This is a genomic window from Rhizobium sp. N324, assembly GCF_001664485.1.
In the GTDB taxonomy this organism is placed as follows: domain Bacteria; phylum Pseudomonadota; class Alphaproteobacteria; order Rhizobiales; family Rhizobiaceae; genus Rhizobium.
This window is the reverse complement of sequence record NZ_CP013633.1, coordinates 372,490-387,534: the sequence shown is the minus strand read 5'-3', so window position 1 is coordinate 387,534 and position 15,045 is coordinate 372,490. Positions and strand designations below refer to the sequence as shown.

The following is a 15,045-nucleotide window of genomic DNA, read 5'->3' as shown; positions in this document are numbered from 1 at the left end:
GGACAAAGATCCGGCTGATTCTGGCCTGAGACGTCATCATTGATTTGGGACAAGGAAGCCGGCGCGGCCGGAGGTCATAAAGCATCCTGTTTTGAAAAGGGATGCGAAAATGTCTGATGATCTGATCGCCAAATACGGCGATGCGCGGGTTCCGCGTTATACGAGTTACCCGACGGCGGCGGCTTTTTCTGCAGCCGTGGGGCCGGATGAATATGCCGGCAATCTCGCCCATATCGCCGCGGCTGGCCCAGTTTCGGTTTATCTCCACGTCCCGTTCTGCCGTTCGATATGCTGGTACTGCGGCTGCCACACGACCATCACCCGGCAAGACGCTCCGGTCGCCGACTATCTCGACGTGATGAAGGAAGAGATCGAGCTCGTCTCTTTTGCGGCCGGAAACGACGTGCCCGTCAAGTACGTGCATTTCGGCGGCGGCACGCCGTCGGTCATGAAGCCGCAGGAATTTTCGGCTCTAATGGCAAAGCTCAGGAGTGCCTTCACGTTTGAAGCGAAAGCCGGCGTCGCAGTCGAGATCGACCCTCGCACATTGGTCGCCCCCATGATCGATGCGCTCGCCGAAAACGGCGTCGACCGCGCAAGCCTCGGCGTCCAGAGCTTCGATCCGATCGTGCAGGCCGGTATCAAGCGGCTGCAATCCTTTGAGCAGACGGAAAGGGCGGTCGCCGGGTTGCGCTCAGCAGGCGTCAGCAGCATCAACTTCGACCTAATTTATGGCCTTCCAAAACAGACTGTCCAATCTTGCATCGAGACGGTCCGGCTGGCTGCAGAACTGCGTCCCGAACGTTTCGCCGTTTTCGGTTACGCTCACATACCCGCTTTTAAGAAACATCAGCGCCTGATCGACGAAGCATCGCTGCCGGACGCAAAACAGCGGAACGAGCAGGCGGAAGTGATCGCCGAGGAGCTCCAGAAGGCCGGATATCTGCGCATTGGGCTCGATCATTTTGCACTGCCGAACGATCAGTTGGCGCTCGCCGCGCGCAACAGAGCGCTGAGGAGAAACTTCCAGGGCTATACCACGGATGATTGCGATAGCCTGATCGGCCTCGGCGCATCTGCGATCGGGCGGCTGCCGGCCGGCTATATGCAGAACCACGTGCCTCTCGGCCTCTATGCCGAGCGAATTGCCTTCGGGGTGCTGCCGACCGCCAAGGGATATCTTCTCAGCGAGGAGGACAAGCTTCGGGCGAGGGTCATCGAGAGGCTGATGTGCGATTTCGAAGCCGATCTCGGCCAGTTGAGCAGCGGATCGGGTTTCGACACCGGCTTCCTTGTCGAGCGCAACGACCGTCTCGACGAGCTTATGGCCGACGGCGTCGTGACGATCAGCGGTGAGCGGATTGTCGTATGCGAGGAGGCGCGCTTCATGGTCCGTGCAGTCGCGGCGGCATTCGACGCCTATTTTAGCTCGCACGGGCACACGCACAGCAAGGCAGCCTAGTACTTGTCGCCGGAAGTGTGCATCGGTTCCGGCGACACGAAACGCATCAAAGCCGCGCGAGAAGACATCGAGTTCCCGTTTCTCGATCGAGGACCCTGCAGTTATCTTCCCAGGAGTCCCGTCGACAACGGCACGTCGAGGAGGATCGACGTCGCAAGTTCGTGTGAAGCAGGGCGGGCGCACTCACAAATACGGTCATCGGGCCGCCCTGTCACAAGTAGATGGGCGCCCGTATCACCGCCTGGACGTCGAGGTCGTTATCGTCGAGCTTTTCGGCTCATTCAAATACAGCTCGATCTCGGCAGGCCCCGGCCCAGGGTATCGTTGGCGACTGACGTCGAACCTTTAAGGTGGCGTGGGCAAGCGCCGGTCCGCAGAGTTGTGCCCATCGCGATTATGGCGGCCGCGCAGGCGCCTGAAGGAGCCTTGTCGCGAGGTGAGCTACCGAGCGCCACTGATCGACGGCTCTCGCCCTCTCACGAACGCGGTTGTTCGAGCACGTCGAAGGACGAGGCAGGGGTCTCGTAGTTGTAGGACTTGCCTGCCGCGGGGATTTCGATCAAACGTTCGACTGCGCCTTCCGTGCAATTCTTGGGTAACCAGAACGAGACCCCGGGTTTTGGCTGGCATCTCCTTCACGACTGCCGCGCAAAAAAACGACCTCGTTATATTCGTCGTCAGCGAGATTGCCGCCGGGCTAGTGATCTTGCCCACGCGTTCCTTCACAGGTCTGCCGTGCAGATCATAGCTCTTTTCACAGGCCACATTCACTTTCTCGACGGTCCCACCAGGTTTCGGCATCGGCTTTGCCGACAACCGTGTCCGACCACTGCCTTGGACGTCTTGCCTGACAGCGCCTGGCTGTGCTCGATGCTCACTGAGCATCAGCTGCTCCTGGCGAGGCAAACAGCTGCCACGAAAGCCATCGTCATGGGCTGCGCGGTCATCCGCACCTGCTGTGTCTCACTGGGTGATGTTTGTGAGGTCGGCATCGAGCCGCTTGCGCACCATGTTCGGCACCTTTGCGGTCTTGATCGCTTCGAGATTGGGCGGACTGTCACCCACCTGGATCAGGGCAACCATGCCCATGCCGGAATGTGGGGTGCATTTCAGGACATAGACGCCTGGAACATCGAATCTCGCGCGATATTGCTCATTCGGCTTTGACTTGAAGTCGGCAACGCCATCCGGAATGAGGCCTTTGAAGGTTTCGACGTTGTGGCCCTTGTCGGTGGGGATGAAGGTGACGGTGTCGCCTGGGGCGATCTTCAGGAAGCCAGGCTCGAACACCATCGCGCCTTCCGTGCCTTTGTTGAGCATCCGAACCTGGTGATCGGCCGCCATCAACGGCGCTGCCGAAACAATCAAGGCTGCCGCTGCAGCGATCAGACCGAATTTTAACCGCATTTGCAAGCTCCTGTTCTGCGAGACCCAATCAGCCTCATGAATGTGTCTTAGCAGATGCCGGAATTGGGCTCTTTGACGCCCGTCAAATTCGAGGAAAAAAGGCAGAAGGTCCCAATTTTTGCCTGCTTGCCCAGCGCCCTTGCGAGGGACATGGCAGCCTGCAAGCGATGTAGGAATCACCGAAGGACAAGCACGCTCGGCGAACATCGGCGCTGCTGAACAGCTTGGGATTGCCGTGACTGAGCTCATATCGCGTCGAGAAGTTCGCGGAGGGCATGAATGTCGATCCCGCGGCTTGTCGCGTGTGTTGAGGTTTACCCTCTGACAGAAATCCTCGGAAAAATCATCAGTGTCGCCCGATAACCGTACCAGCGGACAAGATTGACGTTCCGCAGGTCGTGCCTGCCCTCGGGAATAACGATGTTGCGCGACGCAAGTTTCGTAACGGTGTGGGCCAGGGTCTCAATGGTCAGGCCGAGATGATCCGCAATGTCTTGACGATTCATGGAAACGCGCAACGGACCTTGGCGGACGCGGGTTGCGCCGGAATGCAAGCTTCACGATGAAGCTGCAGGGGCGCTCCTCGGCGTTCTTCTTCGGCAACAGCACCATCTGTGCGCGGCGGCAATCAAGGTGAGACTCAGCGTCAATCAGGATGAGACTCGGCGGCGGGGGTGTGACGAAGGGAGGGCGTAGCCCGACCGGAGTTACACCCCCGCCGCGGCGCAATTTTTAGGCGTCTCATGATCGCGGTCGGCCCGCTACGGTGGTGGTTTTCTGGAATGGAGAATCACCTTTGTGCCGGGTCGCCATGTAACCGATCATCAGACGAGATTATTCATGAAGTATCGACAAACGCATTCTGTTGAGGTCGCCGCCGCGAAGGCGTCGATCAGCCGGGCGACGGCATTCCGTATCGAGAAGGAGCAGCGCCTTCCGTCGCAGAACAAGCCGCCGCGTGGTCGGCGTCGCCCCGATCCGCTTGAGCATGTTTTTGATGCGGAGGTCGTTCCACTCCTTGAGGCGGCTCCCGGCATCCGCGCGGTCGCCGTTTACGGCGAGATGCTGCGGCGTCATCCGGAACTGCCCGAGGGCATTCGCCGCACACTTGAGCGGCGCATACGGTCATGGCGGGCCGTTCACGGTGAGGCAAAGGAGGTGATCTTCCGCCAGACGCATGAACCTGGCCGGCTAGGGCTGTCGGATTTTACCGACATGGGCAGCCTCGGCGTTACGATTGCCAGTCAGCCGCTCGACCATCTGCTCTATCACTTCCGGCTGGTCTGGTCGGGCTTTGAGCACGCCCATGTCATTCTTGGCGGCGAAAGCTTCGTCGCCTTAGCGGAGGGACTTCAGAACGCGCTTTGGTCCATTGGCGGCTCGCCGCTCTATCATCGCAGCGACAGCCTGTCGGCTGCCTTCCGCAACCTCGATGCCGATGCCAAGGTCGATCTCACAAACCGCTATGAGGACCTGTGCGCTCATTACCGGATGACGCCAACTCGCAACAACAAGGGCGTCGCCCACGAGAACGGCTCAATCGAAAGTTCTCACGGCCATCTCAAGAACGCGGTCCGCGATGCACTCCTGATGCGCGGCACCCGAGACTTCGACGATCTGGGCTCCTACCGCGCCTTCATCGATGAGATCGTCAGCCGTCGCAATGCCGCGCACGGCAAGCGCATAGATGCCGAGCGCCCGCATCTGCAGGCGCTTCCCGATCGCCGCACCACCGACTTCGAAGAGGTGGTCGTCACCGTGTCGCGCACCGGCGGCTTCGCCTTGCGCAAGGTCTTCTACACGGTTCCCTCCCGTTTGATTGGCCACCGGCTGCGTGTGCGTTTGTTTGACGATCGCCTCGACGTCTTCATCGGCGGCACGCATCTGCTGACGTTGCCGCGGGGTCGCGCCCACGCGAGTGGCAAGCACGATCAGGTCGTCAACTATCACCACGTGATCCACTCTCTGCGCAAAAAGCCCATGGCGCTTCTCAACCTGGTCTATCGCGACAAGCTCTTCCCCCGTTCGGAATATCGAAGGGCTTTCGACGCTCTCCTCGAGCAATTGCCTGACCGGCAGGCTTGCAAGATCACCGTCGAATTGCTGGCCCATGGCTCATGATCGCGGTTGCGAGCGTGAACTGGCCGAGGAGCTTGCCAGAACGCTCGACGCCCACAAACTGCCCGACCTGGTGGCCTTGAGAGCGATCTTCGGCCCGGATCCGGATCAGTTGCCGATCGTTCATGTGCAACTCGCATCGCTCAATAGCTATGAAGCCCTGATGGAGTCTGCCTATTCGGGAGAAGCGGCATGAAGAACGTCCACAACACCATCGACGAAGCCCGCCTCGGCATCATGCTGAATGAGCTCCGGTTGCCGACGATCAAAACGCTGTGGCCGCAATTTGCCGAACAGGCCGATCGTGAAGGGTGGCCTGCGGCTCGCTTCCTCTCGACTATCGCCGAGCATGAACTGGCTGAACGGGCGCATCGCAGGATCGAACGTCATCTCGCCGAGGCGCATCTGCCGCCTGGAAAGACGCTCGACAGCTTCGCTTTCGACGCCGTGCCCATGGTCTCCAAGGCCCAGGTCATGGCCATTGCCGCCGGCGATAGCTGGCTCGCCAAAGGTGCCAATATCCTCATGTTCGGTCCGCCCGGCGGCGGAAAGAGCCATCTCGCTGCCGCCATCGGCCTCGCGCTGATCGAGAACGGTTGGCGGGTGCTGTTCACGCGCACGACCGACCTCGTCCAGAAGCTTCAGGTCGCACGGCGTGAACTCCAGCTCGAGTCCGCCATCACAAAGCTCGACAAGTTCGATCTGCTTGTCCTCGACGATCTGGCCTACGTCACCAAGGACCAGGCCGAGACCAGCGTGCTCTTCGAACTCATCTCCGCAAGATATGAGCGGCGTTCCATCATGATCACCGCCAATCAGCCCTTTGGAGAATGGAACCGCGTCTTTCCGGACCCGGCTATGACGCTTGCCGCGGTGGACCGACTTGTTCATCACGCAACGATCTTCGAAATGAACGTCGAAAGCTACCGGCGACGTTCCGCCATGGAAGCCAAACGCCAGCGCGGCAGACCTGCCGCCTTCGCGACAATCAAAAGCTCTTCCCCGTTTGTCGCGGAGCGGCAATCAGAATCCGATCCGACCCTTGCCAGCGACAATCAGCATGATACCTTCATGCCGACCGCGACATAAGAGTCTCATCCAGATTGTCGCCGCCGTCTCATCCTGATCGTCGCGCTATAACCATCTGTTCATGCGAAGCGGCCGCCTCCTGCCAGAGCAACGAGAGCTAGGTCGAGCGAGCGCATTAGGCCGAGCGACTTCGCCGTGGACACTCATGTGCGATATCCGGCGGATCTTGCATTCGTGACGGCCTCAGACGTAAAAAGGAAATCGTTTTGCAGCGACGCGCCGTCGAGATTGCCGGCGAATTGAAGCGATTATCACGCGACGATCTTCGCCGATGATACGAAGCAGGCGCACGACACCTTCTTCCACCTGGACAAGATGGTTGCTTATCACCCTCCCACCAAATCGCCTTACCGGCTGCGACGGCCTCGGCCGCCGAGCCTACGAACAGCGAAGAGAGGGATTGGCCGGCATGTATGGCTTCGCGCCCCTTCTCGCCATTATCAAACGCGTGGTTGTTCTGCACAGCATCTTCATCGCCCCTTGTGGCAGTGGGTGCGGTAGAAAGCAGCTGCGTCACACGGGAATAAGCGGGCGGTGCCAAAGGGGGGAAGTTTGCAACAGAGTGTAACAACGCCGGTTCGTCCACCGCTTCCAGTCCGCTTGTTGATGTAGATCAAGGAGCCGTTCCCGTCTTCGTGACAGTCCTGCCTCGAAATCCGAGAAAGCCGGCCGCGAGGCGGTCGTCTGCGCACTGGAGACGACATCATGAATTACACGACAGAAACGATGGTGATCGCGGTCGCAGCGTTTCTGGCGCTGCTCGCGGCCGCATTCGCGCACGATCATCTGTTTGCGGTCCATATGGGTATACTTTGCCTCTGCCTGGTTGCGGGAACGCTGCTGCTTGTCAGAAACGCAGAGTTTTCGCCGACGGGCCAACAGCGCAAAACAGAGCTTACGGGCTATTGCGACGAGGTAATCCGCTACGGCCTGATCGCTACGGTGTTCTGGGGCGTCGTCGGCTTCCTCGTCGGCGTGATCATCGCGCTGCAGCTCGCCTTTCCCGACCTCAACATCGCGCCCTATTGGAATTTCGGAAGATTGCGGCCGGTTCACACATCGGCGGTGATCTTCGCCTTCGGCGGCAACGCGCTGATCATGACATCCTTCTATGTGGTGCAACGCACCTGTCGCGCGCGTCTCTTCGGAGGAACACTCGCCTGGTTCGTCTTCTGGGGCTACCAGCTGTTCATCGTGATGGCTGCCACCGGCTACGTGATCGGCATCAATCAGTCGCGCGAATATGCCGAGCCCGAATGGTACGTCGACCTGTGGCTTACCATCGTCTGGGTCGCCTATCTGGCCGTCTATCTCGGAACGATCCTGAAGCGCAAAGAGCCGCATATTTACGTGGCAAACTGGTTCTATCTCAGCTTCATAGTCACCATTGCGATGCTGCATGTGGTCAACAACCTCGCTGTTCCGGCGTCGTTCCTCGGCTCCAAGAGCTATTCTCTCTTCTCCGGCGTCCAGGATGCACTCACCCAATGGTGGTACGGCCACAACGCCGTCGGCTTCTTCCTCACCGCCGGCTTCCTGGGGATGATGTACTATTTTGTGCCGAAGCAGGCCAACCGGCCGGTTTATTCCTACCGGCTGTCGATCATCCACTTCTGGGCCCTGATCTTCATGTATATCTGGGCCGGCCCGCATCATCTGCATTACACGGCGCTGCCTGACTGGGCGCAGACGCTCGGAATGGTCTTCTCCGTCATGCTCTGGATGCCCTCCTGGGGCGGCATGATCAACGGTTTGATGACCCTTTCGGGCGCTTGGGACAAAATTCGCACCGACCCGATCATCCGGATGATGATCGTCGCCATCGCATTTTATGGGATGTCGACCTTCGAAGGCCCGATCATGTCGATAAAGGCGGTCAATTCGCTCAGCCACTATACCGAATGGACGATCGGTCACGTGCATTCCGGAGCACTTGGCTGGGTGGGTATGATCACCTTCGGGGCGATATACTACCTGACGCCGAAACTGTGGGGGCGCGAGCGCCTCTACAGCCTGCGGATGGTCAACTGGCACTTCTGGCTTGCGACGCTCGGGATCGTGATCTACGCCGCGGTGCTCTGGGTCGCGGGCATCCAGCAGGGACTGATGTGGCGAGAATACAATTCCCAGGGCTTCCTCGTCTATTCCTTCGCTGAAACGGTCGCGGCGATGATCCCCTATTACGTGCTGCGTGCCGTCGGCGGAGCACTCTACCTAGCGGGTGGCCTCGTCATGGCCTGGAACGTGTTTATGACGATCCGCGGCCACCTGCGCGACGAAGCGCCAATCCCGACCAGTTTGTTGCCCCAGGCACAGCCTGCCGAGTGAGGTGAGACATGGCATCGTTACTTGATAAACATAAGACCCTCGAGAAAAACGCGACGCTTCTTCTGGTCGGCTCGCTGCTGGTCGTCAGCATTGGCGGCATCGTTGAAATCGCACCGCTGTTCTACCTGCAGAACACGATCGAAAAAGTCGAAGGCATGCGGCCCTACACGCCGCTAGAGCTCGCCGGACGGAACATCTACATCCGTGAAGGCTGCTATCTCTGCCACAGCCAGATGATCCGGCCGTTCCGTGATGAGGTCGAACGTTACGGCCATTATTCGCTCGCCGCGGAATCGATGTACGACCACCCGTTCCAATGGGGATCCAAGCGGACAGGGCCCGATCTGGCCCGCGTCGGGGGGCGTTACTCGAACGAATGGCACGTCCAGCATCTCGCAAATCCGCGGGCCGTGGTGCCGGAATCAATCATGCCGAGCTACGCCTTCCTCGAAGAGAAGGAGGTGACGGTCAGGAGTGTCGGAGAGGACCTCAAGGCCAATGAGGACGTGGGCGTGCCTTACAGCGACGACATGCTGGCGAATGCCGAGACCGACATGAGAGCCCAGGCCGATCCGAACGCGGACACGGCGGCTCTACTCAAGCGCTACCCAAATGCGAATGTCGGCGATCTCGACGGCGATCCAACCCGGCTGACCGAGATGGACGCGCTGGTGTCCTACCTGCAGATGCTCGGAACGCTGGTTAATTTCTCGACCTATGACGACGCGACCGGCTACCGGTGAGGTGATCCATGGAAACTTACACTGCAATGAGACACTTCTCCGACAGCTGGGGCCTCCTGGCAATGGCCGCATTCTTCGTCGGCGCGGTCATGCTCACCCTTCGCCCAGGTAGCAAGCAGACGGCCAAAGATGCCGCCGTTATTCCCTTGAAGGACGATTGAGATGTCGCAAAAGCATATCGATGAACTGAGCGGCGTCGAAACGACGGGTCATGAATGGGACGGCATCCAAGAGCTCAACAATCCCATGCCGCGCTGGTGGATCTGGACCTTCTACGTGACGATCCTCTGGGCGATCGGCTACGCCATCGCTTACCCGGCCATCCCGATGATCACTTCCGCCACTTACGGCTATCTCGGTTATTCAACGCGCGCCGAGCTGCAGCAGGACCTCAATCTCGCTAAGTCATCGCAGACGGAGTTCCATGACCTGATCGCTGCCAAGACAGTGGAGGAGATCGACGCGGATCCTGCTCTTCGTAAATTCGCGATCGCTGGCGGCGCATCCGCTTTCAAGATGAACTGCGCGCCCTGCCATGGATCGGGAGCGAGCGGCGGTCCGGGGTTTCCGAATCTCAACGACGACGACTGGCTGTGGGGCGGGGATCTGAATGCCATCCAGGCCACGATCTCGCATGGCATCCGCTTCGACGGCGATACGGATAGCCATTCCTCCGAAATGCCGCCCTTTGCCGGTGTTCTGGAGCCCATCCAGATGAAGCAGGTCGCCGCCTTTGTCTGGGGGCTGACCAATACGCCCTCGGATGTCGGTCTGGCGGCGGCCGGAAAACAGGTTTTCTTAGACAATTGCGCCCCATGTCACGGCGAGGACGCCAAAGGAAAGGTGGAAATGGGTGCGCCGGATCTCGCCGACGCAATCTGGCTGAAGTCGCGGGGTGAAGACGCCATCCTTCGTCAGGTTGCCTCTCCCAAACATGGCGTAATGCCTGCCTGGGCAGCGCGCCTGGGGGACACAACGGTCAACGAGCTTACTATTTTCGTTCATGCGCTCGGCGGCGGCATGTAAGGAGAAAAGACATGACAGCCCACGACCGCAATCCGATCCTCCGTCTCTACGGCGCGCCGCGTGCTGTTATCCGATCGCGTGTCTCAGCCCGCGCCCAACAGATGCCTGCGTCTTCGGAGCAGGACGACCCGGCAAAAATCGGCAATTCGATGGTGAGTTTGATCTGCCTCAAAGACCACAAGCAGACGAGCCGATAGTTTCAGCTCCTGTGGAGGACGTCCCAGCGGTTTCTCCGCCGCTGTCCTCCGGCCACGCCCTTACTCTGGGGCGTGGCCTTTTCGCTTCTGCACGGTCGTTCTTGATCTGCATCAAGGAACGGATGCGCCACGGCTGGGAAAAGAGTGGTGAAAATCGGACAGGTCCTATGAATCTCTATACCCGCCCTAATCTAAATGACATTGACCACGTTCGCGTCGAACCGGTCAACGCCCGGCGCAACCGCCAGCCTCTCTATGCGCCGCGCAAGAAGATCTTTCCGAAACGAGCCGAAGGGCCCTTTCGCCGGTTCAAATGGGTCTTGATGCTGCTCACGCTTGGCACCTATTACCTCGCGCCGTGGATTCGCTGGGACCGCGGTCCCTATGCGCCCAATCAGGCAATCCTCGTCGACCTCGCCTCGCGGCGCTTCTTCTTTTTCTTCATCGAGATCTGGCCGCAGGAATTCTACTATGTGGCGGGCCTGCTCGTCATGGCGGGCTTCGGCCTCTTTCTCCTCACCGCCGCTGTCGGCCGCGCCTGGTGTGGCTATGCCTGTCCGCAGACCGTCTGGGTCGATCTCTTTCTCGTCGTCGAACGCGCTGTCGAAGGCGACCGAAACGCTCGGATGAAGCTCGATGCCGACCCCTTCACTTTCGACAAGCTCAGGAAGCGGGTGATCAAGCACGCGATCTGGCTGCTGATCGCCGTCGCCACGGGCGGAGCATGGATCTTCTATTTTGCCGACGCGCCGAGCCTGGCGGCTTCACTGTTTGACGGCAGCGCTCCTGCCGCTGCGTATGCCACGATCGCCACCCTGACCGCGACGACCTATGTGCTTGGCGGCCTCATGCGCGAACAGACATGCACCTATATGTGTCCGTGGCCGCGCATTCAGGGCGCGATGCTGGATGAGAATTCGCTTGTTGTCACCTACAACGACTGGCGGGGCGAGCAGCGGTCGCGCCATGGCAAGAAGGCTCAGGGTCTGCCGGTGGGCGATTGCGTGGACTGCAATGCCTGCGTCGCCGTCTGCCCGATGGGGATCGACATCCGCGACGGCCAGCAGATGGAATGCATCACATGCGCCCTCTGCATCGACGCCTGTGGCGGCGTCATGGACAAGCTCGGAAAGCCACACGGCCTGATCGCCTATGCGACGCTCAAGGAATATTCGAGCAACATGTCGCTTGCTACTGACGGAGGACGGACAGCCATCCAGCCCTCCAATGTCCGAAACGACGACGGAAGCTTCATGCCAGCTGTCCGGAATTTCGACTGGCGCATCATCTTCCGCCGAAGAATCGTCTTCTACGGTGTCGTCTGGGCATCGATCGGCATCGCCATGGTCGTCCATCTCACCTTCCGCGATCGGCTCAGGCTCAACGTTATCCACGACCGGAACCCTCAATATGTTCTGGAAAGCGACGGCTCCATCCGAAACGGCTACACGCTGCGTGTCCTCAACATGGTGCCGAAGCCGCGGGACGTGACCATCACCCTCGTCGGGCTGGAGGGGGGCACAATGCGCATTCCCGAGTTCGGCAGGCAGGATGCCCGCAGCTTCACCGCTCACGTCGAACCCGACGCCGCCACGACGCTCAAGGTCTTCGTTACGCGCGCCCCAGACGGGGCAGAGATCAACGAATTCCTCTTCGTCATCGAAGATATAGGTCAAGACGCAGGTCAAGCCGACCGGGCGAGCTATCGCGCGGCGTTCAACGCGCCGGGAGACGTGAAATGAAGACTTCTACTCAGGGCTTTACCGGCTTGCACGTGCTGCTTGCCACCTCGGCATTCTTCGCCGTAGTGATCGCCGTAAACGCCACCATGGCCTTCTATGCTGCGTCCAGCTGGAGTGGCATCGTCGTGGAAAACACCTATGTGGCCAGCCAGGAATTCAACACCAGGGCGGCAGCGATGAAGGCAATGGCCGCCTCCGGCGTCGAGGGCGCGCTCGTCGTTAAGGGCAGCCAAATCCGTTACGACATCCACGACAAGGCCGGCACGCCTGCGATCATCGATGATGTCACGCTGAACTTCAAACGGCCCGTCGGCGATCATGAGGATTTCCGCGTGACGCTCCGGAAGACGGGCGAAGGGCGGTTCGAAGCCGATCACCAGGTTGTCGCCGGCGACTGGATCGTCGAGGCCATATCGAGAATGAAAGGGGCGGTCGTCATGCATGAGGCCAAACGCTTCGACACCACGGAGTTCCGCCAATGACCTGCTGCTCGATGGATGCGGAAAGCGTTCTCGGCCTCAGCGCGACATCCGCCAGCGCCGAGGAGGTATGCCTTGCAAGCCACCCGCTCGGGGCTGGGTTACGCCAAGTCGACCTCAGCGTGCCCGACGTCCACTGTGGCGGCTGCATATTGACCCTCGAAAAAGCGCTGTCGGCGCTTGCGTTCGTCAGGAAAGCCCGGGTCAATCTCACCGCCAGGCGTGTCACCTGCGTCTATCAGGAAGAGATCGAGGCGAAGGCGACCGATCCCTCCGAAATCCTCGCCGCGATCACCTTGGCCGGATACCGCGCCCATCTCATCACGTCGACAGCACCCGAAACCGACAGGATCCGGAACCAGCTACTGCTAGCGATTGGAGTTTCCGGCTTTGCGGCCGCCAACATCATGATGCTCTCGGTGTCGGTATGGTCGGGCGCCGATGCGGCCACGCGCGACATGTTTCACTGGATCTCGGCGATGATCGCGGCGCCGGCGCTGGTTTATGGTGGACGCTTCTTCTTCAAATCGGCCTGGAGCGGGCTCAAGCGTAGGCGCACCAACATGGATGTTCCGATCTCGCTTGCAGTGACGCTGTCCTATGCGGTTTCCCTATGGGAAACCATGCACCATGGCGAACATGCCTGGTTCGACGCGTCGGTGTCTCTGCTGTTCTTCCTGCTGATCGGCAGAACCCTCGATCATGTAATGCGGGAAAAAGCCCGCGCCGCGATCAACGGGCTTGCCAGACTGGCGCCGCGCGGGGCGCAGCTGATGATGCCGGACGGGTCGCGGCACTACATCCCGGTCGAAGAGATCGCCGTCGGGGATAACATCGCGATTGCCGCCGGCCGACGCATTCCCGTCGATGGCATGATCGTCAGCGGCGAGAGCGATGTTGACCTCTCCATCGTCACCGGTGAAAGCAGCACGGTCGCCGTCGCCGCAGGCAGCGCGCTGAATTCGGGTGCGATGAACCTGACCGGTTCGCTCGTCCTGCGGGCGACCAAAGTGGCAAGGGATTCGCTTCTTTCCGAGATCATCGGCCTGATGGAAGCGGCCGAGGGCGGCAGGGCTCGTTATCGCCGGGTCGCCGATCGCGCCGCAGCACTTTATTCTCCCGCCGTGCACCTGTTGGCGCTGGCCTCCTTTCTCGCCTGGGGCTTGCTTGGGGGCGATTGGAAACAGGCCATGCTGGTCGCGGTCGCGGTGCTGATCATCACATGCCCCTGCGCATTGGGCCTTGCTGTACCGGTGGTCCAGGTGGTCGCCGCCGGCGAACTTTTCCGCAGGGGCATCGTGGTGAAGGACGGTTCGGCGCTCGAAAGACTGGCCGACGCGGACATGGTGGCCTTCGACAAGACCGGCACCCTGACGATGGGCCGGCCCCGCCTCGTCCGAAGCGACGCGATCGCGGGCAACAGCGCCATCGTTTGCGCAATGGCGGCGAATTCACGGCATCCGCTTTCCCAGGGTCTGGTGCGGGACATAGACATCTCTTACCCCTTCGCCTTCGACAGGGTCACGGAAATCGCCGGCGGGGGGCTGGAAGCCTGGAAAGGAGCGGACTTCTATCGGCTCGGCAACCGGGCCTTTGCCTGCGGAACCGGGCTCACGCCCGCGGGCGATACTCCGTTTTCGGAGGTGGTCCTGTCGAAAAACGGCGTCGATCTCGCCCGTTTCCTGTTTGACGACACGCTTCGTCCGGGCGCCGCGGAGGCTTTCCGCCAGCTCGCTGCAGCCGGTATCGAAACGCTGATAGTATCCGGCGACAGGCAGGCCGTCGTCGACAACACAGCGCGGGCTCTCGGTATCGGCAAAGCTCTGGGCGACCTGGGGCCGAAACAGAAGGTCGAGGAACTCCAGAGGCTGGGGGCCGAGGGCTATCGCGTGCTCATGGTCGGCGACGGGATCAACGACGCACCGGCGCTGGCCGCCGCGCAGGTCTCGATGGCGCCCGCAACCGCATCCGACGTCGGCAGGCAAGCCGCCGACCTTATCTTCTTCAACGATCGTCTCGATGCCGTTCCTGAGGCAATCGCCGTTGCACGAAGATCCGCCAGCCTCATTCGCCAGAACTTAGCTCTCGCCATCGGTTACAACGTGCTTGCGGTACCGATCGCAATCGCCGGCGGGGCAACGCCGCTGATAGCGGCGGTGGCCATGTCGACTTCGTCGATCATCGTCGTGACGAATGCGCTGCGATTAAATGCCTTCGGCCTATGGAGCGAGCCGCTTGCCGGCGGACGTGCGGAAGTTGAAACCACATGAACATGCTGATCTATCTGATGCCGATCGCAATGCTGATGGGGGGAATGGGTCTCCTGGCGTTCCTCTGGTCGCTGTCGAACCGCCAGTACGACGACCTTGAAGGAGCAGCTTGGCGAATCCTCGTCGAGGACGAAACCGATTGCAAAAGACCTTGAACCGCTCACGGCCGAAACGAAAGGAAGAT

Annotated in this window: 12 protein-coding genes and 2 pseudogenes; 12 read left to right on the top strand and 2 right to left on the bottom strand. The window is 60.3% G+C overall.

Going from position 1 to position 15,045, the window contains the following annotated elements:
- Positions 1 to 109 precede the first annotated feature (109 nt).
- Positions 110 to 1,462 carry an oxygen-independent coproporphyrinogen III oxidase gene (hemN, locus tag AMK05_RS27320; RefSeq protein WP_064842780.1) on the top strand — a complete coding sequence of 451 codons (1,353 nt, stop codon included), beginning with the start codon at positions 110 to 112 and terminating at the stop codon, positions 1,460 to 1,462.
- 963 nt (positions 1,463 to 2,425) lie between these two features.
- Here hemN and AMK05_RS27315 read toward each other — a convergent pair.
- On the bottom strand, positions 2,426 to 2,869 hold the full coding sequence (locus AMK05_RS27315; protein ID WP_064842777.1) for a pseudoazurin: 444 nt from the start codon (positions 2,867 to 2,869) through the stop codon (positions 2,426 to 2,428).
- 306 nt (positions 2,870 to 3,175) lie between these two features.
- A pseudogene (locus tag AMK05_RS34020) lies at positions 3,176 to 3,484 on the bottom strand (helix-turn-helix domain-containing protein); the annotation flags it as partial.
- A gap of 183 nt (positions 3,485 to 3,667) precedes the next feature.
- Here AMK05_RS34020 and istA point away from each other — a divergent pair.
- The 11 genes and pseudogenes from istA to ccoS all read left to right on the top strand — a co-directional run bounded on the left by istA (position 3,668) and on the right by ccoS (position 15,016).
- Positions 3,668 to 5,183: pseudogene (gene istA, locus AMK05_RS27305) on the top strand (IS21 family transposase).
- A complete protein-coding gene (gene istB / locus AMK05_RS27300; RefSeq protein ID WP_064842772.1) occupies positions 5,180 to 6,076 on the top strand; it encodes an IS21-like element helper ATPase IstB in 897 nt (298 codons plus the stop codon). The pseudogene istA and the gene istB overlap by 4 nt, the downstream one beginning before the upstream one ends.
- Before the next feature lie 705 nt (positions 6,077 to 6,781).
- Entirely contained in the window at positions 6,782 to 8,404 is a 1,623-nt protein-coding gene (gene ccoN, locus AMK05_RS27295; protein WP_064842770.1) for a cytochrome-c oxidase, cbb3-type subunit I, read from the top strand.
- An 8-nt stretch (positions 8,405 to 8,412) separates the two neighbouring features.
- Positions 8,413 to 9,147, top strand: a complete 735-nt coding sequence (gene ccoO, locus AMK05_RS27290; protein WP_037145525.1) for a cytochrome-c oxidase, cbb3-type subunit II — start codon at positions 8,413 to 8,415, stop codon at positions 9,145 to 9,147.
- A gap of 8 nt (positions 9,148 to 9,155) precedes the next feature.
- Positions 9,156 to 9,308, top strand: coding sequence for a CcoQ/FixQ family Cbb3-type cytochrome c oxidase assembly chaperone (locus AMK05_RS27285; protein ID WP_037145527.1), 153 nt, complete (start codon positions 9,156 to 9,158; stop codon positions 9,306 to 9,308).
- Between the two features lies 1 nt (position 9,309).
- The gene (gene ccoP, locus AMK05_RS27280; protein ID WP_037145529.1) at positions 9,310 to 10,173 is read left to right on the top strand and encodes a cytochrome-c oxidase, cbb3-type subunit III; all 864 of its coding nucleotides are present in this window, start codon (positions 9,310 to 9,312) and stop codon (positions 10,171 to 10,173) included.
- Between the two features lie 11 nt (positions 10,174 to 10,184).
- Positions 10,185 to 10,370 carry a hypothetical protein gene (locus tag AMK05_RS27275; protein ID WP_008536470.1) on the top strand — a complete coding sequence of 62 codons (186 nt, stop codon included), beginning with the start codon at positions 10,185 to 10,187 and terminating at the stop codon, positions 10,368 to 10,370.
- 167 nt (positions 10,371 to 10,537) lie between these two features.
- The gene (ccoG, locus tag AMK05_RS27270; RefSeq protein WP_037145532.1) at positions 10,538 to 12,112 is read left to right on the top strand and encodes a cytochrome c oxidase accessory protein CcoG; all 1,575 of its coding nucleotides are present in this window, start codon (positions 10,538 to 10,540) and stop codon (positions 12,110 to 12,112) included.
- Complete coding sequence (locus AMK05_RS27265; protein ID WP_064842767.1) at positions 12,109 to 12,594, top strand: FixH family protein; 486 nt, start codon at positions 12,109 to 12,111, stop codon at positions 12,592 to 12,594. The genes ccoG and AMK05_RS27265 overlap by 4 nt, the downstream gene beginning before the upstream one ends.
- Positions 12,591 to 14,861, top strand: coding sequence for a cation-translocating P-type ATPase (locus AMK05_RS27260; RefSeq protein WP_064842764.1), 2,271 nt, complete (start codon positions 12,591 to 12,593; stop codon positions 14,859 to 14,861). The genes AMK05_RS27265 and AMK05_RS27260 overlap by 4 nt, the downstream gene beginning before the upstream one ends.
- A complete protein-coding gene (gene ccoS / locus AMK05_RS27255) occupies positions 14,858 to 15,016 on the top strand; it encodes a cbb3-type cytochrome oxidase assembly protein CcoS (RefSeq protein WP_064842761.1) in 159 nt (52 codons plus the stop codon). Before AMK05_RS27260 ends, ccoS begins: the two co-directional genes overlap by 4 nt.
- Positions 15,017 to 15,045: the final 29 nt, after the last annotated feature.

What these genes read in the sequence shown, in the direction of transcription:
- AMK05_RS27265 (WP_064842767.1), top strand. Translation starts at nt 12,109, where the DNA reads ATGAAGACTTCTACTCAGGGCTTTACCGGCTTGCACGTGCTGCTTGCC.
- AMK05_RS27285 (WP_037145527.1), top strand. Translation starts at nt 9,156, where the DNA reads ATGGAAACTTACACTGCAATGAGACACTTCTCCGACAGCTGGGGCCTC.
- istB (WP_064842772.1), top strand. Translation starts at nt 5,180, where the DNA reads ATGAAGAACGTCCACAACACCATCGACGAAGCCCGCCTCGGCATCATG.
- hemN (WP_064842780.1), top strand. Translation starts at nt 110, where the DNA reads ATGTCTGATGATCTGATCGCCAAATACGGCGATGCGCGGGTTCCGCGT.
- AMK05_RS27275 (WP_008536470.1), top strand. Translation starts at nt 10,185, where the DNA reads ATGACAGCCCACGACCGCAATCCGATCCTCCGTCTCTACGGCGCGCCG.
- ccoP (WP_037145529.1), top strand. Translation starts at nt 9,310, where the DNA reads ATGTCGCAAAAGCATATCGATGAACTGAGCGGCGTCGAAACGACGGGT.
- ccoN (WP_064842770.1), top strand. Translation starts at nt 6,782, where the DNA reads ATGAATTACACGACAGAAACGATGGTGATCGCGGTCGCAGCGTTTCTG.
- AMK05_RS27260 (WP_064842764.1), top strand. Translation starts at nt 12,591, where the DNA reads ATGACCTGCTGCTCGATGGATGCGGAAAGCGTTCTCGGCCTCAGCGCG.
- AMK05_RS27315 (WP_064842777.1), bottom strand. Translation starts at nt 2,869, where the DNA reads ATGCGGTTAAAATTCGGTCTGATCGCTGCAGCGGCAGCCTTGATTGTT.
- ccoG (WP_037145532.1), top strand. Translation starts at nt 10,538, where the DNA reads ATGAATCTCTATACCCGCCCTAATCTAAATGACATTGACCACGTTCGC.
- ccoS (WP_064842761.1), top strand. Translation starts at nt 14,858, where the DNA reads ATGAACATGCTGATCTATCTGATGCCGATCGCAATGCTGATGGGGGGA.
- ccoO (WP_037145525.1), top strand. Translation starts at nt 8,413, where the DNA reads ATGGCATCGTTACTTGATAAACATAAGACCCTCGAGAAAAACGCGACG.